The organism is Rivihabitans pingtungensis, from assembly GCF_003201855.1.
Classification (GTDB): Bacteria; Pseudomonadota; Gammaproteobacteria; order Burkholderiales; family Aquaspirillaceae; genus Rivihabitans; species Rivihabitans pingtungensis.
In genome coordinates, this window is record NZ_QJKI01000016.1 from 1 (window position 1) to 22,917 (window position 22,917).

Here is a 22,917-nt window from a genome sequence, read left to right on the forward strand (position 1 = left end):
CGCTTCCGGCGTTTGGCCAGAGCTTACGAGAAGCTGCCGCAGACGCTGGCTGGATTACATTACGTGGCGTTTGCCATGTTGATGCTGCCGCACCTTCCTGATGTTGTTGGGATGGTTCAGAACATGCTCTAGCAAACAAATATTGATGGTGTCATTGCTCACCAGGACATGACAAGATCGTATAACTACTAAATGCTTTTGCTCGCGTGCACAAAAAAACCGCCATCCGAAAAATATCCGGATGGCGGTTTTGCGCTCAGTGCGCCAGCAGGGCATCAGGCCTGATTCAGCACTTGCAGCATCTGGTGCATGATTTTCGGGTTGGCGGCCAGGATGTCGCCGGATTCCAGCCAGTTTTCATTGCCGTCCAGGTCGGTAACGATGCCGCCGGCTTCTTGCACCAGCAGCGCGCCAGCGGCGATGTCCCACGGGTTGAGGTTCATTTCCCAGTAGCCATCGGTGCGGCCGCAGGCCACATAGGCCAAGTCCAGCGCGGCCGAGCCTTCGCGGCGCACGCCAACAGTGCGCTGAATCATGGCTTTCAGTTGCGCCATGTCCAGGTCGAGTTTTTCGGTGTTGACGTGCGGGTGGCCGGTGGCCACCAGGCAATCGGCCAGCATGGTGCGCTTGCCAACGCGGATGCGGCGGTCGTTCAGGAAAGCGCCAGAGCCACGGCAGGCGGTGAACAGGTCATTGCGGCAGGGATCGTAGATCACGCCCAGGGTGAGCGCGCCACGCACGGTCAGCGCAATGCTGACGCAGTACTGCGGATAGCCGTGCAGATAGTTGGTGGTGCCATCCAGCGGATCGATGATCCACTCATATTCAGACTTCCCCATCCGGGAGGCGCCGGACTCCTCTGCTAGAATGGCGTGATCCGGGTAGGCCTCACGCAGGGTGTCGATGATCGTTTGCTCGGACGCGCGGTCAACCTCGCTGACAAAATCGTTCGGGCGTTTTTGCTCGGGACGCAAGATGTCGAGATTGTTGGACGCGCGCTGGATGACGCTGGCGGCGCGACGGGCGGCTTTGACCGCGATGGTGAGCATCGGATGCATGGATGGCCTTTCGATAGTGCGCGCGCCGACGCTGGCGAGTGATGGCCGACCCATTTAAGGCCGGCGCGCGCTGGAAGTCTGTTAATGAACAAAAAAACCCGAAACACTTTTCGGGTTTGGTAATGCTCTGCATTTTAATGTGATTTTTCCAATGATGAAACCCGAAGCAGCCTCTGCGCTGCAAAATATTCGCGTGGTGCTGGCCCGGCCGTCGCATCCTGGCAATATCGGCTCCGCCGCGCGCGCCATGAAAACCATGGGGCTGACCCGGCTGACGCTGGTGGCGCCACGGGAATTCCCCAGCACAGAGGCGGTGACGCTGGCCTCTGGCGCGGCGGATGTGCTGGAGCAGGCCACGCTGTGCGCCAGCCTGCAAGAAGCCTTGGCCGATGTCAGCGTGGCGGCGGCGCTGACCAGCCGCCGACGCGAAATCGCCACGCCGCTGCTCACCCCGCGCCAAGCGTGCCCATCGCTGCTGGCGCGCGCCGCCGCCGGCGAGCAGGTGGCGCTGGTGTTTGGCAACGAAACCTTTGGCTTGTCGATTGAGGAAGTCGAGCTGTGCAATGTGCTGGTGACCATTCCCGGCAATCCGGCGTATTTCTCGCTGAACTTGGCCCAGGCGGTGCAGGTGCTGGCTTATGAGCTGTTCAGCCACACCGGGCAAGATCTGGACGCCCTGCGCCCGGAAGTGGAATCCGCCACGCAACAGCAGGTGGAAGGATTTTACCAGCACCTGGAGCACACGCTGACGCATATCGGCTTTTTTGAGCGTCGCCCATCCGAGCGGCTGATGCGCCGCTTGCGCACGCTGTTTAACCGCAGCCAGCTGCAACGCGAGGAAATCGACATCCTGCGCGGCATGCTCAAGCAAATCGAGCGGCACGCGCCCGACCGCGCACAATGACGGCATCCGCAGATTTTCAGCACGCCGTGGTGCGCGATCTGGCCGAATTGCTGCTTGGCGCGGCGCCTTGGCACACCGGCTGCGAAATCCCGCGCGAGCGGCTGTTGGGAGCGCATGGTCTGGCCTTGCTGCGCCAGCTGGACGCAGACCCTGCGCCCTTGCTGGCGGCGCTGGGTCAAGGCCCGGCCAGCCGTCGGCTGGGGCGCTATGTTGAGGCGCTGTTATTGGCCTGGTGCCAGTTGGCGCCGCATTGCAGCGAGGTGCGCGCCAATCTGCCAGTGCGCGATGGTGGACGCACGCTGGGCGAGTTTGACCTCTTGCTACGGCTGGATGGCGAGCCCTGGCATGTGGAAGTGGCATGCAAATATTATCTGGTGGTCGGCCGTCAGGCGGTAGGGGCTGATCTGCACGACGCCTGGTTGCGCAAGTTTGCCAAGCTGGAGCAGCAGTTACGCCTGAGCCGGCATCCGCTGGCACAGGCTGTATTGCCTGCTGGCTGGCAGAATTGTCGGGTGGGTTCGCTGCTGCGCGGGCGATTTTTTCACCGTGATGCCCCTCTCGCCCCGGCGCCCTTGAATCCTTTGGCGCCAGCGGGCTGGTGGCGACCACTGACAGAGCCCTGGCCGGGTGAGCAAGATGCCTCGGTGCGCTACATGCATTTGCCGCGCCTGCGCTGGCTGGGGTCTGCTTGTGGCGGGCAGACCGGAGGCGATAGTGCGGCGAGTTTGCGTGCACAGCTGGCTGATTATGACAGTCCGCAGCAAATCGCCGTCCTGCAACAGGACGGCGATGGCGTGTGGCAAGAAGCCGGGCGGGGTTTTATTGTGCCGGGCAGCTGGCTGGAATCCGACATGCTGACGCTGGCAGAGGCCTGAGCGGTGCCGCTGCAGGCTCAGGGCTCGGCCTTGGCCTTGATCAGGGTGAGCACCAGTTCCGTGCCATGTTGGTAAAGCATCTGGGTGGCAGCAATAAAGTACGGCATCATGAAGTACAGTACGACAAAGCCAATGGTGATGGTCAGCGGAAAACCAAACGAGAACACATTGAACTGTGGTGCTGCACGGGTCATGACACCCATCGCCACGTTGGCAATCAACAGTGCTGCCATCACTGGCATCGACAGTAGCAGGCCCAAGGAAAATACCTGGATACCCCATTCAGCAAGCAGGCGGTAACTGATCCACGGCAGGCCATCCGCTGTAATTGGAAAGACCTTGAAGCTGTCAATCAGGGTGGACAGCATCAAGTGATGGCCGTTCATCGCCAAAAAGAGCAGGAGCACCAACAGTGACAACAGTCGCGATAAAGTGGGGACTTGACCGGAATGCTGTGGGTCAAAAAACATGGCAAAACCCAGGCCCATCTGTGAGCTGATGAAAAAGCCCGCCATTTCCACGGCAGTGAGCATCAAGCGCATCACATAGCCCATGGCCAGCCCGATCAGGACTTGATGAAGCAGGACCAATAGGCCGGCGCCGGAAATCACCGGGATGACCGGCATCGGCGGCAGCAGGGGCGAGATCATGATGGTCAACATGATGCCCATGATCACTTTGGCACGGCGTGGGATGCTATGTGAACTAAACAGCGGCTCAGCCATAAAAAAGCCGAGAATGCGGAATAATGGCCACAGGTACTGACTTAGCAAGGCAGAGATCTGGGCATCAGACAGATGCAAGGCAGCCGGAAACACGGTGTGTCTTTAACCTACGGCATTGGGAATGCTGGTAAACAGGCGGATGGTGTAATCCATCAGGGTGTTGATCATCCACGGGCCTGCCACCACCAGCACAACAAACATGGCCAGCAGTTTGGGGATGAAAGTCAGTGTCATTTCATTGATCTGTGTGGCAGCTTGCAGCACGCTGACCAGCAAGCCAACCAACAGCGCCACCCCCATGATGGGGGCCGACACGACGATCAACATAAACAAGGCATTCTGCACCAGATTGATCACATATTCCGGAGTCATATCGTCCTCGCTAACTGACGTAGAAACTTTGTACCAGAGACCCAAGCAGCAAGGTCCAGCCATCTACCAGCACGAACAGCATCAATTTGAATGGCAAGGCAATGGTGACGGGCGACACCATCATCATGCCCATGGCCATCAGGATGGAGGCTACCACCAAGTCAATGATCAAAAAGGGAATAAAGATCATAAAACCGATTTGGAAGGCGGTTTTCATCTCGCTGATGATAAAGGCCGGCGCCAAGGTTTTCATGCTGATGTCTTCTGGGCCGCGTGGCTTGGCGCTTTGCGAAACTTCAATGAAAAACTCCAGATCTTTTTCGCGGGTCTGGCGCATCATGAACTGCTTCATCGGCACTGAGCCCTTATCCAGCGCCTGCAGAAAATTGATCTTGTCTTCCGAGAAGGGCACCCAGGCTTCTTTGTATACCTTATCCAGCACCGGTCCCATGATGAACAGGGTAAGGAACAGCGACAGGCCAACAATCACCTGGTTGGGTGGCGACTGCATGGTGCCCAGCGCCTGACGCAACAAGGACAGTACGATCACCACCCGAGTGAACGAGGTCATCATCAGCAGTGCCGTGGGAATGAAGCTGAGCGAAGTGAGGAACAGCAGCATTTGCAGCGACAAGGAGTAATTGTTGCCACCGCCAGGAGCCGGCGTGCTGTTCATCATCGGCAGGCCTTCGGCCATGGCAGGCTCCACCCACAACATGCCGCTGACCAGCATACCCACCGCGGATAGTGCTAACACCAGCCAGAGGCCAGGGCGGCGCAGCCGCGTGTGTAAGCCGGAAATAAATGAGTGCAACTTCATGATGGTTTCTTTGGCAGGCTGATGCCGCGAGATTCTAGAAGAGTGCGCAGCTTGTCGGCAAACGCCCCGCGTGCCACCGGCACATCAGCTGGGACATCCTCTGGCTTGTCCAGTGTACACAGTAAGTTGACCGACTGTGCGGCTACACCGAGCACCAGCCATTTACCTTGCACCTCGACCACCACCACCCGCTCACGTTGGCCTACCATCACGCCAGAGACCACGCGCAGGCTGGCAGGGTTGCCAGTGAGCGCCATGGGATTGACCCGGCGTGCGAGCCAAGCCAGTCCCAGAATGACACCCAGCACCACGGCCATGGCCAGTACGGTTTGCAGCAATGTAGAAACCGGCGACAGTTCGACGCTGGTGGCCGCAGGTGCTACGGCAGCGGCCAAGGCCAGCCCCGGAAAAGCAAGCGCTGCCCAACAGGGCAGCGCGAGGAAGAGGGTGCGACGCACGGAGATCACACGCGTTATTTTTGCAAGCGGCGCAAGCGCTCGGACGGGGTGATGATATCGGTCAGGCGGATACCAAACTTGTCGTTGACCACCACCACTTCGCCCTGGGCAATCAGGCAGCCGTTGACCAGCACGTCCATCGGCTCACCAGCCAAGCCATCCAGTTCCACCACCGAACCCTGTGCCAGTTGCAGCAGATTGCGAATGGCGATCTTGGTGCGTCCCAACTCCACGGTCATGTTGACTGGAATATCCAGAATCATGTCCAGATTCTGGGCTGCGGCGTCACCTCCGGCACTCATGTCCATCGGCGTGCCAGCAAAATCCTGAAACAGATTGATGGCCGGCTGCGGGGTGGAAGATGCTGCCGGAGCGGGGGCGCTGGCAGGCGCTGCGGCTTCGGTGGCCGAAGCCTGTTCGGCCATGGCAGCCGCCCAATCATCCATGCTGACAGAGTTTTCAGTCGTCATTATTATTGCCCACTCAGATTAGGTTTGTTGAGCCGGAAATCACGGGGAATGGCCAGCTCGCTCATTTCTTGCGTCCCGGCCAAGATTTTCTCGACCTTCAATGCATACTGATTGTTGATGGTGCCGTAATGGCACTCTGCCACCGGGATACCGGAGACGGAAGCGTTGATGGTTTCGGGAATCTCCACCGAAATGACATCACCCTTCTTCAGGTTGAGGATCTGCCCCAGGGTGATCTGGGCTTCGGCCAGTGTGGCGACCAGATCCACTTCGGCAACCTGAACCTGCTTGGACAGCAGATTCACCCAGCGGTTATCCACTTCGGTACGGTCTGCTGCCATGGTGGAGGCGAGCAAATCGCGCAGTGGTTCCACCATCGAATACGGCATGCACACGTGGAAATCACCGCCACCAGCACCCAGTTCGATGCGGAATGTCACGGCCACCACCACTTCGGTCGGCGTAGCAATATTGGCAAACTGGGTGTTCATTTCCGAGCGCATGAACACGAACTCAATGGGGTATACCGGCTCCCAGGCTTTCTGGTATTCGGTAAATACCACGTCCAGCATGCGGCGGATGATGCGCTGTTCGGTCGGGGTGAAGTCACGGCCTTCCACACGGACATGGTAGCGGCCATCACTGCCGAACATATTGTCCACGACCAGAAACACCAGATCCGGATCGAAAATCAGCAGGCCGGTACCGCGCAGTGGTTTGACATGCACCAGATTCAGGTTGGTCGGCACCACCAGATTGCGGATGAATTCGCTGTACTTCTGCACGCGCACCGGACCCACCGAGATTTCAGCGTTGCGGCGAATGAAGTTGAACAGGCCGATCCGCAGGTTCCGGGCAAAACGCTCGTTGATGATTTCCAGTGTTGGCATCCGGCCGCGAACGATACGTTCCTGGCGACCGATGTCATAGGGCCGGACGGGGGCGATATGCGCGTCGTCGGCCTCGGATGTACCCGAGACCCCGCGCAGTAGCGCATCAACCTCGTCCTGGGAAAGAATGTCGTCAGCCATGCCTAGCCCCTATTATTGCTGAACAATAAACGAGGTGAACACCACACCAACAACCAGCGGGCGATCCGGGCTGGCACCGATGGTTTCATTGATGATCTTGCGGATCTGATTGCGAAGCTTGGCCTTGCCTTCAGCCGTGGCCAGTTCCTGCGAAGTTTTCGACGACAGCAGCATGATGATGGCGCTGCGCACCTTCGGATTGTAAGCCTTGACGATCTCACGCGAAGATTCTGCAGCCAGTTCGGTCTCCATCTCTACCTGCAGCATGCCGCCTTGCTCGCCGCTGAGGTTGATCACGAACGGTTCCATCTTTTCGAAGACCGGCAGAGTGCCCGGAGCCCCCAGCGTCGGCTCATCGCCGTGTTCCTTGTTTTTGTTCAGGAACAGATAGCCGACTGCGCCAGCGAGCAGGAGCAACAGCGCGACCAAGAGCGCCACGCCAATCATCAGCATGCGCTTGTTGCCAGGGGTTTTCTGGTTGGGTGCCACCGGAGTTGCCTTGCTTTGTGCCATGGTTACGACCTTGATGTTGATGGTGCTGTGCAGACAGCGAATTATTCTTCCAGATTTTCCCGGATAGTGCTGATTAATTTTTCTGGCGCAACATTAACACAATGCCGTGACGAACGCATGTCCTGGCATTTGATTGCGCCATTATGCCCGGTGTCCTGATGACGGAAAATCAGCGTGCAAACAGCCGCTGATCTCCCGTCGCAATCTGCCTCATGCGTAAATGCTGACTTCGTTGTTGGACACGGACTGGCTGGTGATGGCGCTATCGGGCAAGTTCATCAGTACAGCCTGATCCTGGCTGCCTGGAACATGGCCACTTTGCTGGCCGTGGCCAGACTGACCACCACCTTGCTGACCTTGCTGGGCAAACTGGGTATTGTCACGGAAGGCCTGACCTTGACCGGACGAAACCTGGGCATCTGCCAGGCGGATGCCGTTATCGGCCAGCATGGCACTGAGGCGCGGCATGCCTTGTTCCAGCGCCTGACGGGTTTCGGCTACGCCTGCCACAAAAGACACCTGAGCAGCGCCGTCGCTACCGATCTTCAGTGAAATTTCCACCGGGCCCATATCTGGCGGCGTGACTTGCAACTGGGCGGTTTCCAGCTTGGCGTTCATCATCACCACCACCTGCTGGCCCACATCATCGGTCCATTGTGGCTGGCCAACCGGGGTGGGGATGCTGACCACATGCTGTGGCGCGCCACGCTGAGCGCTGGGCACTGCCACCTGAATCTGACGGCCATCTGCGGCAACTGGAGCGGGAGTATCTGCAGCGGCCTGGGCGGCGGCTTCGCGCAAGGTCTGGGTAAAATCTGCCGCTTCCGGACGGGTTTTCTGGCCGGTGGCGGCAACTTCTGCCGGGGCTGCCGTCTGGCTACTGGCCTGCACTTCAGCGGACTTTCCCTCGCCTTGCTTCTGGCCCAAGGCATTGGCCAGCGCTTGCATACCGGGTTGAGCCTGAGGCTTGCCATCGCTGGTGTTCCCCTGCTCTGCGCCGGCCTGTGCGTTCAGGCGGCCATGGGTGGCAATGGCTGCCAGCAAAGCGGGATCTACGCCTGGGGTGCCCGTGCCAGCGCGGCTTTCACCTTCCTGACCGGTAACTGTCTTCTGAGTATTCAGCTGCTGTGCCAAGGCTTGCTGGACTTGTGGCAGCAAGGCTGCGGCGCCCAGCATGGCATTCAGGTCTGACTGACTTTGCTGTGGCTGATCTCCGGCTTTGGCGGCTTTCAGTTTGCGCGCCAGTGGCGACAGCGCAGCATCATCACCTAACAAGCCGGTCTTGGGGTCTGTCAACAAGGTATCGCCCAGTCCAGCCAGCAAGCTGGCGAACAGGTCGGAGGTATCACCCTGTGCGCCGGGCTGGCGAAACAGGGAAGTAGCAGCGTTAGCTGCCGTGGACTGGGAAGTCACTTTTATCGTCATTGCAGGCGCCCCTCTGGACAAGGTTTTGGCGTGATCAAGCAATTTGCATTCCAGAAACCTTTACGCAATTTTACGCACCATGTCACGGTGTAGCGTCAGATGCGGCTTCTGGACTCCCGGAAAATCCGGGCGGCAAATTCGTCGGTTTGTTTCTGCTCTCGCTTGGCTTCGCGCAAGCGAGCGCGTAGTTCTTCCTGTTCTTGCAGTTTTTCCAGTGCCTTGAGCTTCTTGCGCGCCTCTTGCCAGGCTGCAGTGGCTTTGTCATAGGCAATCTGGCTACTGTCCACTTCGCGGCGTTGCAGGTCGATGGCTTCCTGCAGGCGTTCGATGAACTGCTGGTAATCCACCCACTGGCCACTGCTCATGCCCTGTTCGCCACGGGCGATGCGGCGATGAAGATAATCAGCAAGAAACTGGGCCAGTTGTTGCAGGCGCTGTCTGGCGGTTTCCATGCGCTGGCGAGCGGCATTCATGGCATGCGCGGCATCGTCGCATTTTTCCGCCGCCAGGCGGATCAACAATTCATACTTGCTGACGGGCATGCACACATCCTGTGGGGTGATGCAGATGATGGATGGCACAAAGCCCAGCAGACCTTGATGTCATCACATCGTTACGATACTAGCACACTGTCGAGCAGTTGCCGGGTGTCGTCCAGGTCAAAGGATTCGTCCATGGCTTGCATCAGGAAAGCCTCCATGGTGGGGTGCAGACGGATGGCTTCGTCCAGCATGCGGTCAGAGCCGGAAACATAAGCCCCCACATTGATCAGATCACGGTTGCGCTGATAGCGCGAATACAGTTGCTTGAAGTTGCGTGCGGTGGTCAATTGCTCTTTGCTGACCACATCCACCATCACCCGGCTGATTGATTGTTCAATGTCGATGGCGGGGTAGTGGCCGGCTTCCGCCAGATGGCGGGACAACACAAAGTGACCATCCAGAATGGCACGCGCCGAGTCGGCAATCGGGTCTTGCTGATCATCGCCCTCAGATAGTACGGTATAAAAACCCGTGATGGCACCGCCGTTGTCACCACAGCCGGCGCGTTCGATCAACTGCGGCAGTTTGGCAAACACCGATGGCGGATAGCCCTTGGTCACCGGAGGCTCGCCGATGGCCAAGGCAATCTCCCGCTGTGCCATGGCATAGCGAGTGACCGAATCCATCAGCAGCAGCACGGACAGACCCTGGTCGCGGAAATACTCGGCCAGTGCGGTCGCGTATGCCGCGCCGTGCAGACGCATCAGCGGCGGCGAGTCCGCAGGGGCAGCGACCACCACCGAGCGGGCCAAACCATCTTCGCCCAGAATATTTTCGATGAAATCCTTGACTTCTCGGCCCCGTTCGCCAATCAACCCGACCACCACCACATCTGCTTTGGTGAAGCGGGCCATCATACCCAAGAGCACACTCTTACCCACACCAGAGCCGGCAAACAGGCCCAGACGCTGGCCACGGCCAACCGTCAGCAAGCCATTGATGGCCTTGACGCCAACGTCCAGCACATCGCGCACAGGAGTACGGTCCAGCGGGTTGATTGGTTGGGCGTACAGCGGGTAATACGCGTCAGGATGAATCGGGCCCTGTCCATCCAGCGGTCGGCCCAGCGAGTCCAGAATACGGCCCAGCAAGCTGGCGCCTACCGGTACCTGACGGCCAAACGGACCATTGGCGTTCTGCGGTACGCCGTGGTGTTCGTATTGGGGCGGGTGATGCGATATCAGCGCAGACACCGGCGTGCCCGGTACCAGGCCATGGACATTGGTCACAGGCATCAGATACAGGCATTCACCGGAAAAACCGACTACTTCGGCTTCTACATGATGCTGTTCGTCGATTTCAATCACACAGGCGCTGCCCACCGGCAAACGCAGGCCAACAGCCTCCATGACCATGCCCGTGACGCGGGTCAGCCGGCCCTTGGGCTGCCAGAGCGCGGCCTCTTCAAGGGTGTGGCCGCATGCCTGGACATAAGCCAACCAGCGTTCAAGCGCTGACATCGCCATCGGCTCCCAAGGTGGCCATCAGGGCTTTCCAGCGGGTTTGCAGGGTCAGATCCAGACTGGCAGATGGCAATTCGATCAGGCAGCCACCGGACATCAGCGAGGCATCTTCCACAAATTGCCACTGAGTATCCGGGGTATTGGCAGGCAGGAAGGTCTTGAGTGCTTGCAGGTCGTTTGGATGGGCGCGCACGGTTGCGCGGGCCACTTCACCGGGAATGCTGTGCAGCGCCTGGCGAACCACGCTCAGCACGGCATCCGGCTTGCAGGCCAGATGATCATGCAGCAGTTTGCGCATGGCGTTGACGGCCAGATTAAGCAAGGCCGGCGCCATTTCGGCTTCCAGTTCGGTCAGATTGGCCTGAAAGGAGGCTTGCAAGTCGGCAAAAGCCTGAAGCTCTTGGGCAAACTGCTGGCTAGCGTGGGCAAATGCTTGCTGGTGACCGGCATCGGCGCCACGCGCCAAGCCTTCTGCATGACCGGCATCATAGCCGGCCTGATAGGCCTCCTGGTGAATGGCCTCCAGTTCGGCAGCGGTTGGCCATTGTGGTGCAGGCTCTGGTTCGGGTTCCGGCTCGCTGTCTTCCTGAAGGGCAATCTCCTCCCCCGTACCGGATTCGTCGAATCCTTCTACTGGCGCCAGCAGGGCAGAGGCCTCATCTGCATCCAGCTGCATTGAGGGTGGCAGGCTGTCATTGATGGCCTCGACGGGATCGGCAGCAAAACTGGAGTCGACAGCCTGGGCCGTGGGGTCGTCCACACCGGCAGCGGCCAGCAGTGCCCCCAGATCGACACTGGCGGGCAGCGTCACCTTGGGGGTCACGGCCGCAGCTACCCGCGCCAGGCGAGAATTGGGGGTGATCTGGCCAAACGAGGCGAATTGGAGGGTGGGCAGCGCCTGTCCCTGCAATTCACCGGCCGGAATGATCTTACTCGACAACGCCTTCTTCCCCGCTCTTGCCGGTTAGCACGATCTGACCATCGTCGGCGAGCTTGCGCACGATCTTGAGGATTTCCTTCTGTTCGGCTTCCACTTCGGACACCTTGACCGGGCCTTTGGCCTCGAAGTCGTCCTTGAGCATTTCTGCCGCCCGCGAAGACATGTTCTTGAAGATCTTGTCCTTGAGCTCCTGGCTGGTGCCCTTCAATGCAGTAATGAGCGATTCCGGCGAAATTTCGCGCAGGATGACCTGAATGGAACGGTTGTCCAGATCGCACAAATTTTCGAACACGAACATCTTGTCCTGAATGCGTTGCGCCAGCTCCGGGTCATATTCACGGATCGAGCCCAACGCCGAAGCCTCATAGGAACTGCCCATGAAGTTCAGGATTTCGGCAGTCATCTGCACACCACCGATGGCGCTCTTCTTGACACGGTCGGAACCGGACAACAGCTGAGTCAGCACGTCATTCAGTTCGCGGATGGCCTGCGGCTGCACGCCTTCCAGTGTGGCGATCCGCAGCAGCACGTCGTTACGCAGGCGCTCGGAGAAGTGCTGCATGATGGCGCTGGATTGATCCGGCTCCAGGTGCACCAGAATGGTAGAGATGATCTGCGGGTGTTCGTTGCGAATCAGGTCGGCAGCCGAAGAAGGATCCATCCACTTCAGGCTTTCGATGCCCGAGTTGTCATTGCCGGCAAAAATCTTGTCCAGCAAATTGGAGGCCTTGTCTTCGCCCAGTGCTTCCACCAGCACCTGACGCAGGTATTCATCTGCAGCACCAATCGACGCACGCATCTTGGCCTCGTCGCGGAACAGCTGAATCGACGTGGCGATCTCGTCAATGCTCAGATTGGTGATCTGAGTCATGTTGGTACTGATTTTTTGTACTTCTTTCGGGCCCAGGTATTTGAACACCTCGACCGCATCCTGCTGGCCAATGCTGAACAGCAGGACTGCGCTACGGCGCACGCCGGCATCACTCATCGCTGATCCATTCCTTGATAATCTGGGCAGCCATGCGCGGATCGTTGCGGATGATCTCGCGGGCGGCTTCCAGGTTGGCGGCGTATTCGCGACGCTGCATTTCTACTTCGTCCACGACTTCGTCGCCTTCTTCGCCTTCGCCCTCGCCACCTTCGATGGCCGGGCCGTCCGGATATTCTTCCTCCGGTACCGGCGGGTTGATCACTTCACGCACGATCGGGCGGATGATGCCGAAGATCAGGTACAGCAACACCAGCAGCAGCAGGCCCCACTTGGCGATGTCGAAAATATTTTCGGTGATAAAGTCGATGGCGCGCTGTTCCAGGGCCGGACGGGCGGTGTTATCAGCAAAAGCCGCATTGACCACATTCAGCGTATCACCACGGGCAGGGTTATAACCCATGGCCTCACGCACCAGATTATTGATCTGGCCAAGCTCTTGCTGCGTCAGCGGCACAAACTTGCTTTCGCCGTTGTTGTCCACTTTTTTCTTGTAGTTGACGACTACAGCAGCCGACACGCGCTTGATCATGCCGACAGGCATCTTGACGTGCTGAATGGTGCGGTCGACTTCATAGTTGACCGTAGAGTCCTTTTTGGTGCTCTTGTCAGGTGTGGCCTGGCCCGTGGTGCTTACACCAGCCTGGGTACCAGCCGGCAAGGTGATCGGTGCAGCGGCAGCATTAGGCGGCTGATTGGACAATGCGCCCGGTACACCGCCCGGCCCCAGCGGCTCGCGCTCGGTGCTCTCGTGCATCTGCTGGCTGCGAATGGCGGCAGCATTGGGTGGAGAATTGGGCGTGTAGTTTTCCGAGGTTTGCTCGCGTTGCGAGAAATCCAGTTCGGCGGTGACTTCAGCGCGGGCATTGCCCTTGCCAAAAATCGGTTCAAGAATGGTTTCGATGCGCTTGATATAGGTCTGCTCGATTTCCTTGACGTAATTGAGCTGACGCTGATCCAGGCCGTTCTGGTTTTGCTGGTTGAGTTCCCCCATCGTCGACAGCATATTGCCTTCTTGGTCGACGATGGTGATATTGCGCGGCGGCAAGCCGGGGACGGCGGACGCCACCAGATTCATGATGCCATGAATCTGCGTAGGGTCGATCAGCCGGCCGGAATTGAGGTTGAGCACCACCGAGGCGGTGGGTTTTTGCTGCTCGCGCAAGAATACGCTGTTCTTGGGAATGGCCAAATGCACGCGCGCCGACTCCACTGCACTCAGAGCCTGAATGGTGCGGGCAAGTTCGCCTTCGATTGAGCGCTGATAGTTGACCTGTTCGGCGAACTGGCTGATGCCGAACTTCTGGTTGTCCATCAGCTCAAAACCCACACCACTGGCTTTGGGCAGACCTTGCGTAGCCAGCTTGAGCCGGGTTTCGTAGACCTTTTCTGCAGGCACGGCGATGGTGCCCCCTGACGACAACTCGTAGGGAACGTTCATCTGCTGCAAGGCAGTGGTGATTTGCCCGCCGTCCTTGTCAGACACATTGCTGAACAGGACTTTCCAGGTGGGCTCACGCATCCACAGAGCGGTGCCGATGACCAGTGCCGCGACCGCCGCAATGCCAACATAGAGCAGGCTCTTCTTGTTGGTCGGAAGATCCCGGAAACGCTCCATGCTCTCGCGGACACGATTCTGTTTCAGGTTATTGCCTTGTTCTGCAATCTCTGCCATAAAAATCTACATGTAGTTGCCACCCGCAGTGGGTGGAAAAGCCACTGTGCGCTTGCACTGACTTGGAAACAGCCTGCCCATCCGGGCGGGCAGCCGGTGCTTACACTTGCGTGTTCATGATTTCCTGGTATGCAGTCACCAGCTTGTTACGTACCTGGACCATGGTCTGGAACGACAGGCTGGCTTTTTGCAAGGAAATCATCACATCGTGCAGATTCACGCTTTCGTCACCCAGCTCGAAGCGCTTTTGCAGATCCTGTGAGGTTTGCTGAACGGTGTTGACTTGCTCAATCGACGAGCGCAGCACTTCCGCAAAGTCCACGCTGGGCGGCGTGCTGACCACGGGTTCCGGCGCACGGCCACCAGCCAGGGCCGAGACGCCGCGCATTTCACCCAAAACCTGATCAATGCCTTGTACAGACATGCTGTTCTCCTGACATTTGATGAGTCGGCAGAACTTCTGCCGTATGTTGTTCTTGCGCTCCGGCCGGAGCGGTTTCTTCTTCGCGATAACGCTGCAACTTGTAGCGCAGGGTACGTTCGCTGATGCCCAGTTTTTCGGCAGCCAGCTTGCGTACCCCGTTGACGGCAGCGAGCGTATCCAGGATGTGCCGTTTTTCCAGCACATACATACTGGCGTCGTCGTCCGCTGCGGCATGGGCCGCATGGTCTTGCCGGGGCGGCGGTGTAATCACCGGCTCGGCAGGCTGGCTATCGGATGGCAGCATCAGATCCTGAGGCAGGATGCTGTCTCCGGACGACAGAATCAGCGCCCGCTGTATGACATTTTCCAGCTCACGGATGTTACCGTCCCACCGATAGGCCGTCAAATCCTCAATAGCCGCCGGGGATAAGCCTGGTGCGGATTGCCGCTTGTGCGTCGGGGCATATTTTTCCAGGAAATGACGTGCCAGCGGCACGATATCACCCTTGCGCTGACGTAAGGCAGGAATAGCCAGCGGAAATACATTCACCCGGAAGAATAAATCCTCGCGGAATGCGCCTTTTTTGACTTCTTCTGCCAAGTTGCGGTTGGTGGTGCAAATCACCCGTACGTCCAGTTTTACCGTACGCGAACCGCCTACCCGCTCCAGCTCGCGCTCCTGCAGCACACGCAGCAGTTTGGCTTGCAGGGTCAATGGCATTTCTGAAACTTCGTCCAGTAACAGCGTACCACCCTGCGCTTGTTCAAATTTGCCGGCAAATGCGCTGCTGGCCCCGGTGAATGCCCCTTTTTCGTGACCGAACAAGGTGGATTCCAGCAGGTTTTCCGGGATGGCTGCACAGTTCACCGCCACAAATGGCGCGTCGGCCCGCATCGAGTGACGATGCAGAAAACGTGCCACCACTTCTTTGCCGACTCCACTTTCGCCATTGAGCAGTACGGTGGCGTCGGTGACGGCGACCCGTGATGCCAGGCGCAGCACGTCCTGCATCGATGGGTCGTGAGCTATCAGCTCATGGCTATCGTTACAGCGCGGCTTGAGAATGTGTTTTTCCACTTCAGCAGTCAACACGTCCGGTTCGAACGGTTTGAGCAGATAGTGCGAGGCGCCATTGCGCAGTAATTCAATAGCGCGCTCAATCACACCATAGGCGGTCATCAGAATGAAGGGAATGCCTGGGTAGCGCTGGCGGATTTCTGCAAATAGCTGATAACCATCCATCGGCTGCATCTGCGCATCGGACAGCACCAGCCCGACCAGCTCCTGCTTCAGGCAGGCCAGGGCCGACTGGCCATCACGGGCTTCCAGTGTAGAAAAGCCGGCCAGATTAAGAGTGTCCACAATCGCTTCGCGCAGGTCGGCATCATCCTCGACCACCAGCACAGGAAGCGCGTTGTGCGCCAAATTGCGCATGCCAGAATTCTCCATCCGCGTCAGTTGGCTTTTCAGCCAGAAATTCACATAAGTTTACTTAATGTTGCCGCTCATGAATACGCTTTTCACATAGCGAGGTCAAGCGCGCCGCAATCTGGTTCAGCGGTAATACTTCGTGCGCACCACCCAAGGCAATAGCTTCTTTGGGCATGCCAAATACCACACAACTGGCTTCGTCCTGGGCCAAATTATAGGCGCCGCATTGTTTCATTTCGGCCATGCCACGCGCGCCATCGCGGCCCATACCGGTCAGGATCACCCCAATTGCTGAGCGGCCCAGCACATTGGCGGCCGAGCGGAACAGCACATCCACCGATGGCCGATGGCGGTTGACTTCAGGGGCATCAGACAGTCTCAGCGTCAGCGTATTGCCGGATGGGGACAGCAGCACATGAGAGTGCCCAGGGGCAATATAGGCACAGCCGGGCTTGAGTACATCGCCCTGCTCGGCTTCCTTGACGTGCAGGCGGGCCAGGCTGTCGAGCCGGTTGGCAAATGAACGAGTGAACATTTCCGGCATGTGCTGCACCACCACAATCGGCGGCATGTTGTCCGGCAACTGGCACAGCACTGTCTTGAGCGCCTCGGTGCCGCCAGTCGATGCGCCGATCACCACCACGGGCGAGCTACCAAAGCGGCGCTCGCCAGGCGTGAACGGCAGCACCACATCTGCCGTATGGCTGGGGGTCAGGGTAAAGCTGGCTGGCAGGCGCGGCGCGCTGGCGGTCATGACGACAACCCTCCTTGCCAGGAGCGCAGAAATTCCAGCAGGGCTTCGCTGTCCAGCGGCTTGCTGATCCAGTAGCCTTGCGCCTGATCGCATCCCTGTTCGCGCAGGAAATCCCATTGCTGCCGGGTTTCCACTCCTTCGGCCACCACATGCAGACGCAGGTTGTGGCCCAGATGAATGATGGCGGTGGTGATGGCCGCGTCATCCGGATTGGTGGTGATATCGCAGACAAAAGAGCGGTCGATCTTCAACCGGTCAATCGGAAAGCGTTTCAGATAAGACAGGCTGGAATAGCCGGTGCCAAAGTCGTCAATTGACAAGATCAACCCCATTTCTTTGAGTTCGCGCAGGCTGGCAATCACCTGGTCGGCAGCCCCCATCACCAGGCTTTCGGTGACTTCCAGCTCCAGCCGGTTGGCTGGCAGACCACTGTACGCCAGGGCCCGCGCCACACAATCCCGCACACCGGCACGGAACTGGTTGGCGGACAGATTTACCGCTACCGGCACATCCGCCAGCCCAAGTTCACGCCAGCGCTGGGCTTCCCGGCAGGCTTCCAGCATGACCCACTCACCAATCGCAACAATCATGCCGGTATCTTCTGCCACCGGGATGAATTTGCTGGGGGCGACCAGGCCCAACGAAGGGTGCTGCCAGCGCACCAAGGCTTCCATGCCCACCAGTTGACCAGTGCGCATGTCGATTTGCGGCTGGTAGTGCAGACGGAACTCGTGACGCCCCAGTGCTCGGCGCAGGCTATGTTCTAATTGTAGGAACTCCGCCGCACGAGCATTAAGCGATTCAGTAAAAAATTGCACATTGTCACGCCCTTCGGCCTTGGCGTGATGCAAGGCAGCGTCGGCGCGACGCAACAGTTCGTCGGCATTGTCACCATCTTGTGGAAACACGCTGATGCCGATCGAGGCCGTCAGCACCAGCTCGGTGCCATCCAGCCACATCGGTCGCGCCAGCGCCTCGCGCACCAGGCTGGCGCGGCGCGCCAGTTCAGTAGCGTGATCCACATTGGCCAGCACCAGCACGAATTCATCGCCGCCGTGGCGGCAAAGCAAATCTTCGCGGCCGATGCAGCCTTGCAGGCGGGTGGCCACCTGGCGCAGAATTTCATCGCTGGCCCGATGGCCAAAGGTATCGGCAATGTTCTTGAAGCGGTCCAGGTCGATGAACAGCACACCCAGAATCGAGTCTGCATAGCGATGGCCGGCCAGCATGTCAGGCAGGCGTTGTTGCAGCAGTGCGCGGCTGGGCAGGTCGGTCAGACTGTCAAAATTGACCAGTTGCTGCACGCGTGCCTCGGCGCTCTTGCGCGCACTGATATCAGCAAACATGCCGATGTAATGACTGATGGCGCCATCGTTTTCGCGCACGGCGGTCAGCGAAGCCCATTGCGGATAATCCTCACCCTCGGCATTCACGCCCCAGGCCTCGCCATGCCAGCCGCCTTCACGCGCCGCTGTGCGCCAGATGTCGCGATAAAACATGGCATCATGACGTGGGGAGCTTAAGCAACGCACGGATTGGCCCACGACCGCCACAGCGTCCAGGCCGGTCAGTGTGCAAAAGGCCGGATTGACCGTCAGCATGCGTCGCTCGGCATCGGTAATGAACACGGCTTCGCGGCTGGATTCAAACACTGAGGCGGCCAGACGCAACTGTGCCTGAGCCTGCCGGCGGGCGGTGACATCCTGTAGCGAGCCAAATACCCGAATGACTTCACCCCGGCTATTGCGCTCACCGCGCGCCTGCAAAGCCAGGGCTTGTGTGCGGCCATCCCGGCCGCCTACTTCAACCACCAGGGCAAATTCAGCCCGTACACCAGCGGTGACGTCAGCCAGGCCTGCCGACAGCTGGGCCCATTGCGCTGCCGGCATGCGTGATGACCACTGCTGGAAAGTTTGCGCGGGCAAATCGGCCGGCACCCCCAGCAGACAGAACATTTCCTCAGTCCAGAACACTTCCTGGCGCTGGCAGTCGATTTCCCAGCCGCCGATATGCGCCGCACGCTGGGTCTGAGCCAACAGCAATGCCTGGCGGGCGGAATCGGTCAGATCGCGCACTGTGACCACCACGCCATGCGCGGGAGAGCCGGCCTGGCCGCAAGGGTCGTAGTGAACATCAACAAAACGCCGGCCCAGCGCCGGATAATGCATCCAGCGCTGAAAATGCATGGCTTCACCGGCCAGCGCACGCGCCAGGTCGTGGCTGAGCTCATCAAAGACCACCAGCCCGAACACCGTGGCCATGGGGCGACCGACCACCTGTTCCGGGGTCAGGCCAAAGCGGGTGGTCATGGCCGGATTGGCCAGCACGATGCGACAGTCGGCATCGACAAAGTACATGGCGTCCGAACTGGTGGCGACAATATGCTCATAGCGGCGCAGCATGGCTTCGTCGGCCTTGCGGGCGCTGATGTCGCTGAGTACCCCGCGCACATGTCGTGGTGCGCCCAGACCATCACGCTCCAGCAATTGGCCGCGGATCAGCATCCAGCGCTCCTGGCCATCGCCGCCACGTACGCGGCATTCATGGCGCAGCCAACCATCTGCTGAATGCCAGCAGGCATTCAGTGCCAGTTGCAATGCCGACAGGTCATCGGGGTGAATACGCTGATTCAGCTCTGCCAGCGGGTCTGCGGGCATGCGCGACAGGCCAAGCAATGTGCACAGCTGGGTGGAGCATTCCAGCCGACGGGCCGCCACCCACCAGTCAAATACCACGTCGCCGACCGCTTGCTGCCAGTCAGGCAGGTCGGTGGCGTGTGCAAGCTCGCGTGGTGTCATGGCTTGCCTCCGGCTGCGGGGGGATACCAGGCATCCAGTGCGGCGGCCAGTGCGGTTTCCAGCATGGCAACCATCTCGGTAAACCCCTGGGCGCCGCCGTAGTAAGGATCAGGCACATCACCGCCCCCTGCCCAGTCACGCATCAGGCGCAATTTGTCCTGCCACTGGACAGGACAGCAGCGGCGCAGTTCGGCCAGGTTTTGTGCGTCAGCGGCCAGAATCCAGTCAAAGCGGGCAAAATCATCCGCCAATACCTGACGTGCACGCATGCCGTCCAAGGTATAGCCCGCAGCCTGTGCCGCCTGGCGTGCGCGTGCGTCGGGGGCTTCGCCCGTGTGATAAGCATGGGTGCCGGCAGAGTCAACCTGCACATCGTGTTCCAGCCCGCGGGCGCGCAGTTGCGCGCGCAAAATCGCTTCGGCGGTCGGTGAGCGGCAAATATTGCCCATGCACACCAGCAGAATGCCTTGATTCGCTGTGCTCATGTGTCCTCCTTTACAACGCATTGGCCGACCGCCTCAGCACAAATGCGTATTCATTGTAATATCATTGCCAGAATATAGCATAGTCATAATCCGCGCCCTGGCTTGACTGTCTTTATCTGCCTACCTGCCAGTAGGTGTCATCCGCCAGACAAGCAGCCACACTATGGCTGTCTGGCTGACGCCTGACGCTTTCCAGCAGCGGGCGCGCGGCCGGAAACGCCTGCGCCACCAGCGCCAGCCATTGCTTGAGCCGGGCCTGTGGGTAGGCGCCATCGGCGTATGCTTGCAACAGGCCCCAGAACTGTGTCACCACCAAGCGCATGCCCGGCCAGTCCAGCACTACCTCGGGGCGGCCGCTTGCCCAGCTGGCAATCTGTCCGGCCAGATCGGGGCGGGCCACCAGACCACGGCCCAGCATCAGGTCCTGGCTGCCACTGATCTCCAGGCAGCGCTGGGCATCCTGAAGTGTCCAGATTTCACCATTGGCCACTACATTCACCGTCACGGCCTCACGGATACGGGCAATCCAGTCCCAATGAGCGGGCGGGCGATAGCCTTCGGTTTTGGTGCGGGCGTGCACCACAATCTCGGCGGCACCCGCTGTGGCCAGGGCCTGGGCACAATCCAGTGCAAGGGCGGTGTCATCGTAGCCCAGCCGCATCTTGGCCGTCACCGGCACCTGGGCTGGCGTGGCAGCGCGCACTGCCCGCACAATGGCATGCAAGAGCTCTGGCTCGCGCAACAAGACGGCGCCGCCACGATGACGGTTGACGGTGGGCGCCGGGCAGCCAAAATTCAGATCTACCGCCGGGGCGCCCAGCTCTGCCGCCCGGGCCGCGTTGTCGGCCAGGCAAGCAGAGTCTGAGCCCAGCAATTGCACGCTGACCGGCACGCCGGACGGCGTGTATCCACCGTGATGCAGCTCCGGGCACAGGCGGTAAAAAGTACGGGCAGGCAACAAGGCGTGGGTGACGCGGACAAACTCGGTGACACAGGCATCCACGCCGCCCATGCTGGTCAGCAGGGCGCGCATGGGGGCATCAACCAGTCCCTGCATTGGAGCAAGCAAGATTCTCATGACACACATGCTGGCGCCGCCGTCGCAAGACGGACATGCGCACAAGAAAAGAAGCGGATTGTACTCGCCAGCCAGACAAAATACCGACCACCATCATGCAGATTTTTCATATTGACCAGTTTGTGCTGCCCTTGCCTGCCGGGCACCGTTTTCCGATGGAAAAGTACGCCATGTTGCGCCATGCCGTGGCGGCATTTGCGGGCGAGCTATTGTGCGTGCCAGATGCCGCGCATGCCGATGAACTGGTGCTGGCCCATGATCCCGACTATATTACTCAAGTATTCAGCGGCGAGTTGCCGGCAGCAGCCCAGCGCGAAATCGGTTTTCCCTGGTCACCTGGGCTGGTGGAGCGCAGCCGACGTTCGGTGGGCGCCACCATTGCAGCATGTCGCAGCGCGCTGTGGTCGGGCTGCGGCGTTAACCTGGCGGGCGGCACCCATCATGCAGCTTACGCGCGCGGCAGTGGGTTTTGCGTATTCAACGACATCGTGACTGCGGTGCGGGTCATGCAGCGTGAAGGCCGCATCCGTCGTGCTCTGGTGGTGGATCTGGACGTGCACCAGGGCAATGGCACGGCGGCACTGTGTGAGGGGGATGCCAGTATTTACACATTCTCCATGCATGGGGCTGGAAATTTTCCGTTTCGCAAACATCCGAGCGACTGGGATATCGAATTTCCCGATGGAACCGGCGACGAGCCTTATCTGGCCGCTTTGGCCTGTGCCCTGCCAGCATTATTTACCCGTGCCCGCCCGGATTTGCTGGTGTATCTGGCCGGGGCGGATCCATTAGCCAGCGATCGTCTGGGCAAGTTGAATCTTAGCCAGGCTGGTCTGGCTGCCCGTGACGCCATGGTGCTGGATGCGTGTGACGCGCAGGGCATGCCGGTGGCGTTATGCATGGGGGGCGGGTATGCCCAGCCAATTTCCGACACGGTGGCTGTACAAACAGAAACAGTGCGGGAAACTGTCCGCCGCTATGCTGGCGCAAGGTAATTGGAATTTTTTTAAAAAAAAGCTGGAAATTTTCCGCTAAACCCCATATACCGTACTCAGTAGCTGCACTAAGTATTTCTACGTACAGGATGTGATGATGACTGCACTCGAACAGACCCCACTGGCAACGGCCACCCTGGCGGGTGGGTGTTTCTGGTGTCTGGAAGCGGTATTTACCCGCTTGCGTGGGGTGCATGACGTTCGCTCGGGGTATACCGGTGGGTACACACCCAATCCGACTTATGCCGAGGTGTGCGAGGGCCATAGCGGACATGCTGAAGCCGTGCGCATTACGTTTGACGAAAATCTCATTGCATTCAGTACATTGCTGGAAGTGTTCTTTGCCGTGCATGATCCGACCACGTTAAATCGGCAAGGGCACGACATTGGCACGCAGTATCGCTCGGCGATTTTCTGCCATGACGCGCGGCAGCGCGCCCAAGCAGAAAGCCTCATGGCCGAGCTGGCACACGCCGGCCACTGGCCAGACCCGATCGTCACGCAAGTGGTGGATGCGGGGGTGTTTTATCCGGCAGAGATGGCGCACTACCGCTACTTTGACCAGCATCCGGGGCAGCCGTATTGCCGCGCGGTGGTTGGGCCAAAAGTTGCGAAATTACAACAGTATTTTATTCACCTGGTAAAGGAAACATCCGGCACATGATTGTGGCCCTTACTGGCCTGCGGTTCCG

The 22,917-nt window shown here is 59.2% G+C and carries 24 protein-coding genes; 4 read left to right on the forward strand and 20 right to left on the reverse strand.

What is annotated here, in order from left to right:
• Window positions 1-275 precede the first annotated feature (275 nt).
• Entirely contained in the window at window positions 276-1,058 is a 783-nt protein-coding gene (locus DFR34_RS11450; RefSeq protein WP_110391298.1) for an inositol monophosphatase family protein, read from the reverse strand.
• 151 nt (window positions 1,059-1,209) lie between these two features.
• Here DFR34_RS11450 and DFR34_RS11455 point away from each other — a divergent pair, with 151 nt between their 5' ends.
• A complete protein-coding gene (locus tag DFR34_RS11455) occupies window positions 1,210-1,962 on the forward strand; it encodes an RNA methyltransferase (RefSeq protein WP_110391299.1) in 753 nt (250 codons plus the stop codon).
• Window positions 1,959-2,837, forward strand: coding sequence for a DUF1853 family protein (locus DFR34_RS11460; RefSeq protein ID WP_110391300.1), 879 nt, complete (start codon window positions 1,959-1,961; stop codon window positions 2,835-2,837). Before DFR34_RS11455 ends, DFR34_RS11460 begins: the two co-directional genes overlap by 4 nt.
• 17 nt (window positions 2,838-2,854) lie before the next feature.
• Here DFR34_RS11460 and fliR read toward each other — a convergent pair whose 3' ends face one another.
• The 19 genes from fliR to DFR34_RS11555 form a co-directional block, all read right to left on the reverse strand.
• Entirely contained in the window at window positions 2,855-3,655 is an 801-nt protein-coding gene (gene fliR, locus DFR34_RS11465) for a flagellar biosynthetic protein FliR (RefSeq protein WP_245906879.1), read from the reverse strand.
• A 9-nt stretch (window positions 3,656-3,664) separates the two neighbouring features.
• Window positions 3,665-3,934: a flagellar biosynthesis protein FliQ gene (gene fliQ / locus DFR34_RS11470; RefSeq protein ID WP_110391302.1), complete on the reverse strand. Its 270-nt coding sequence runs from the start codon at window positions 3,932-3,934 to the stop codon at window positions 3,665-3,667.
• A 10-nt stretch (window positions 3,935-3,944) separates the two neighbouring features.
• Window positions 3,945-4,631 (reverse strand): flagellar type III secretion system pore protein FliP, encoded by a 687-nt coding sequence (gene fliP, locus DFR34_RS11475; protein ID WP_276329691.1) that lies wholly within the window; start codon window positions 4,629-4,631, stop codon window positions 3,945-3,947.
• A 119-nt stretch (window positions 4,632-4,750) separates the two neighbouring features.
• Window positions 4,751-5,212: a flagellar biosynthetic protein FliO gene (gene fliO, locus DFR34_RS11480; protein WP_211309385.1), complete on the reverse strand. Its 462-nt coding sequence runs from the start codon at window positions 5,210-5,212 to the stop codon at window positions 4,751-4,753.
• A 14-nt stretch (window positions 5,213-5,226) separates the two neighbouring features.
• Window positions 5,227-5,658, reverse strand: coding sequence for a flagellar motor switch protein FliN (gene fliN / locus DFR34_RS11485; RefSeq protein ID WP_245906880.1), 432 nt, complete (start codon window positions 5,656-5,658; stop codon window positions 5,227-5,229).
• Between the two features lie 26 nt (window positions 5,659-5,684).
• Window positions 5,685-6,713, reverse strand: a complete 1,029-nt coding sequence (gene fliM, locus DFR34_RS11490; RefSeq protein WP_110391305.1) for a flagellar motor switch protein FliM — start codon at window positions 6,711-6,713, stop codon at window positions 5,685-5,687.
• Between the two features lie 12 nt (window positions 6,714-6,725).
• The gene (locus DFR34_RS11495) at window positions 6,726-7,226 is read right to left on the reverse strand and encodes a flagellar basal body-associated FliL family protein (RefSeq protein ID WP_110391306.1); all 501 of its coding nucleotides are present in this window, start codon (window positions 7,224-7,226) and stop codon (window positions 6,726-6,728) included.
• 210 nt (window positions 7,227-7,436) lie between these two features.
• A complete protein-coding gene (locus tag DFR34_RS11500; protein WP_110391307.1) occupies window positions 7,437-8,651 on the reverse strand; it encodes a flagellar hook-length control protein FliK in 1,215 nt (404 codons plus the stop codon).
• Between the two features lie 95 nt (window positions 8,652-8,746).
• Window positions 8,747-9,193, reverse strand: a complete 447-nt coding sequence (fliJ, locus tag DFR34_RS11505) for a flagellar export protein FliJ (protein WP_110391308.1) — start codon at window positions 9,191-9,193, stop codon at window positions 8,747-8,749.
• A gap of 71 nt (window positions 9,194-9,264) precedes the next feature.
• The gene (gene fliI / locus DFR34_RS11510) at window positions 9,265-10,659 is read right to left on the reverse strand and encodes a flagellar protein export ATPase FliI (protein ID WP_110391309.1); all 1,395 of its coding nucleotides are present in this window, start codon (window positions 10,657-10,659) and stop codon (window positions 9,265-9,267) included.
• Complete coding sequence (locus tag DFR34_RS11515) at window positions 10,640-11,596, reverse strand: FliH/SctL family protein (protein WP_146215132.1); 957 nt, start codon at window positions 11,594-11,596, stop codon at window positions 10,640-10,642. The genes fliI and DFR34_RS11515 overlap by 20 nt, the downstream gene beginning before the upstream one ends.
• Window positions 11,586-12,584, reverse strand: coding sequence for a flagellar motor switch protein FliG (gene fliG, locus DFR34_RS11520; RefSeq protein ID WP_110391311.1), 999 nt, complete (start codon window positions 12,582-12,584; stop codon window positions 11,586-11,588). Before fliG ends, DFR34_RS11515 begins: the two co-directional genes overlap by 11 nt.
• Entirely contained in the window at window positions 12,577-14,259 is a 1,683-nt protein-coding gene (gene fliF, locus DFR34_RS11525; RefSeq protein WP_110391312.1) for a flagellar basal-body MS-ring/collar protein FliF, read from the reverse strand. Before fliF ends, fliG begins: the two co-directional genes overlap by 8 nt.
• Before the next feature lie 100 nt (window positions 14,260-14,359).
• A complete protein-coding gene (gene fliE / locus DFR34_RS11530) occupies window positions 14,360-14,683 on the reverse strand; it encodes a flagellar hook-basal body complex protein FliE (RefSeq protein WP_110391313.1) in 324 nt (107 codons plus the stop codon).
• Window positions 14,664-16,118 (reverse strand): sigma-54-dependent transcriptional regulator, encoded by a 1,455-nt coding sequence (locus tag DFR34_RS11535; RefSeq protein ID WP_110391357.1) that lies wholly within the window; start codon window positions 16,116-16,118, stop codon window positions 14,664-14,666. The genes fliE and DFR34_RS11535 overlap by 20 nt, the downstream gene beginning before the upstream one ends.
• Window positions 16,119-16,176: 58 nt before the next feature.
• Window positions 16,177-16,869: a chemotaxis protein CheB gene (locus DFR34_RS11540; protein ID WP_110391314.1), complete on the reverse strand. Its 693-nt coding sequence runs from the start codon at window positions 16,867-16,869 to the stop codon at window positions 16,177-16,179.
• Window positions 16,866-19,667 (reverse strand): sensor domain-containing protein, encoded by a 2,802-nt coding sequence (locus DFR34_RS11545; protein WP_110391315.1) that lies wholly within the window; start codon window positions 19,665-19,667, stop codon window positions 16,866-16,868. Before DFR34_RS11545 ends, DFR34_RS11540 begins: the two co-directional genes overlap by 4 nt.
• Window positions 19,664-20,152 (reverse strand): low molecular weight protein-tyrosine-phosphatase, encoded by a 489-nt coding sequence (locus DFR34_RS11550; RefSeq protein WP_110391316.1) that lies wholly within the window; start codon window positions 20,150-20,152, stop codon window positions 19,664-19,666. The genes DFR34_RS11545 and DFR34_RS11550 overlap by 4 nt, the downstream gene beginning before the upstream one ends.
• A 112-nt stretch (window positions 20,153-20,264) precedes the next feature.
• A complete protein-coding gene (locus DFR34_RS11555) occupies window positions 20,265-21,239 on the reverse strand; it encodes a tRNA dihydrouridine synthase (protein ID WP_308418012.1) in 975 nt (324 codons plus the stop codon).
• Between the two features lie 86 nt (window positions 21,240-21,325).
• On the opposite strand from DFR34_RS11555, the gene DFR34_RS11560 reads away from it, so the two are divergent.
• On the forward strand, window positions 21,326-22,225 hold the full coding sequence (locus DFR34_RS11560; RefSeq protein WP_110391318.1) for a histone deacetylase family protein: 900 nt from the start codon (window positions 21,326-21,328) through the stop codon (window positions 22,223-22,225).
• Window positions 22,226-22,322: 97 nt separating this feature from the next.
• Window positions 22,323-22,889, forward strand: a complete 567-nt coding sequence (msrA, locus tag DFR34_RS11565) for a peptide-methionine (S)-S-oxide reductase MsrA (protein WP_110391358.1) — start codon at window positions 22,323-22,325, stop codon at window positions 22,887-22,889.
• The last annotated feature ends 28 nt before the right edge of the window (window positions 22,890-22,917 follow it).

Bases quoted from the DNA above. Each gene is read 5' to 3' on its own strand.
- DFR34_RS11450 (WP_110391298.1), bottom strand. From the start codon at position 1,058: ATGCATCCGATGCTCACCATCGCGGTCAAAGCCGCCCGTCGCGCCGCC.
- DFR34_RS11455 (WP_110391299.1), top strand. From the start codon at position 1,210: ATGATGAAACCCGAAGCAGCCTCTGCGCTGCAAAATATTCGCGTGGTG.
- DFR34_RS11460 (WP_110391300.1), top strand. From the start codon at position 1,959: ATGACGGCATCCGCAGATTTTCAGCACGCCGTGGTGCGCGATCTGGCC.
- fliQ (WP_110391302.1), bottom strand. From the start codon at position 3,934: ATGACTCCGGAATATGTGATCAATCTGGTGCAGAATGCCTTGTTTATG.
- fliP (WP_276329691.1), bottom strand. From the start codon at position 4,631: ATGGCCGAAGGCCTGCCGATGATGAACAGCACGCCGGCTCCTGGCGGT.
- fliN (WP_245906880.1), bottom strand. From the start codon at position 5,658: ATGGATGATTGGGCGGCTGCCATGGCCGAACAGGCTTCGGCCACCGAA.
- fliM (WP_110391305.1), bottom strand. From the start codon at position 6,713: ATGGCTGACGACATTCTTTCCCAGGACGAGGTTGATGCGCTACTGCGC.
- DFR34_RS11495 (WP_110391306.1), bottom strand. From the start codon at position 7,226: ATGGCACAAAGCAAGGCAACTCCGGTGGCACCCAACCAGAAAACCCCT.
- DFR34_RS11500 (WP_110391307.1), bottom strand. From the start codon at position 8,651: ATGACGATAAAAGTGACTTCCCAGTCCACGGCAGCTAACGCTGCTACT.
- fliJ (WP_110391308.1), bottom strand. From the start codon at position 9,193: ATGCCCGTCAGCAAGTATGAATTGTTGATCCGCCTGGCGGCGGAAAAA.
- fliI (WP_110391309.1), bottom strand. From the start codon at position 10,659: ATGGCGATGTCAGCGCTTGAACGCTGGTTGGCTTATGTCCAGGCATGC.
- fliG (WP_110391311.1), bottom strand. From the start codon at position 12,584: ATGAGTGATGCCGGCGTGCGCCGTAGCGCAGTCCTGCTGTTCAGCATT.
- fliF (WP_110391312.1), bottom strand. From the start codon at position 14,259: ATGGCAGAGATTGCAGAACAAGGCAATAACCTGAAACAGAATCGTGTC.
- fliE (WP_110391313.1), bottom strand. From the start codon at position 14,683: ATGTCTGTACAAGGCATTGATCAGGTTTTGGGTGAAATGCGCGGCGTC.
- DFR34_RS11535 (WP_110391357.1), bottom strand. From the start codon at position 16,118: ATGCGCAATTTGGCGCACAACGCGCTTCCTGTGCTGGTGGTCGAGGAT.
- DFR34_RS11540 (WP_110391314.1), bottom strand. From the start codon at position 16,869: ATGACCGCCAGCGCGCCGCGCCTGCCAGCCAGCTTTACCCTGACCCCC.
- DFR34_RS11545 (WP_110391315.1), bottom strand. From the start codon at position 19,667: ATGACACCACGCGAGCTTGCACACGCCACCGACCTGCCTGACTGGCAG.
- DFR34_RS11550 (WP_110391316.1), bottom strand. From the start codon at position 20,152: ATGAGCACAGCGAATCAAGGCATTCTGCTGGTGTGCATGGGCAATATT.
- DFR34_RS11555 (WP_308418012.1), bottom strand. From the start codon at position 21,239: ATGTGTGTCATGAGAATCTTGCTTGCTCCAATGCAGGGACTGGTTGAT.
- DFR34_RS11560 (WP_110391318.1), top strand. From the start codon at position 21,326: ATGCAGATTTTTCATATTGACCAGTTTGTGCTGCCCTTGCCTGCCGGG.
- msrA (WP_110391358.1), top strand. From the start codon at position 22,323: ATGACTGCACTCGAACAGACCCCACTGGCAACGGCCACCCTGGCGGGT.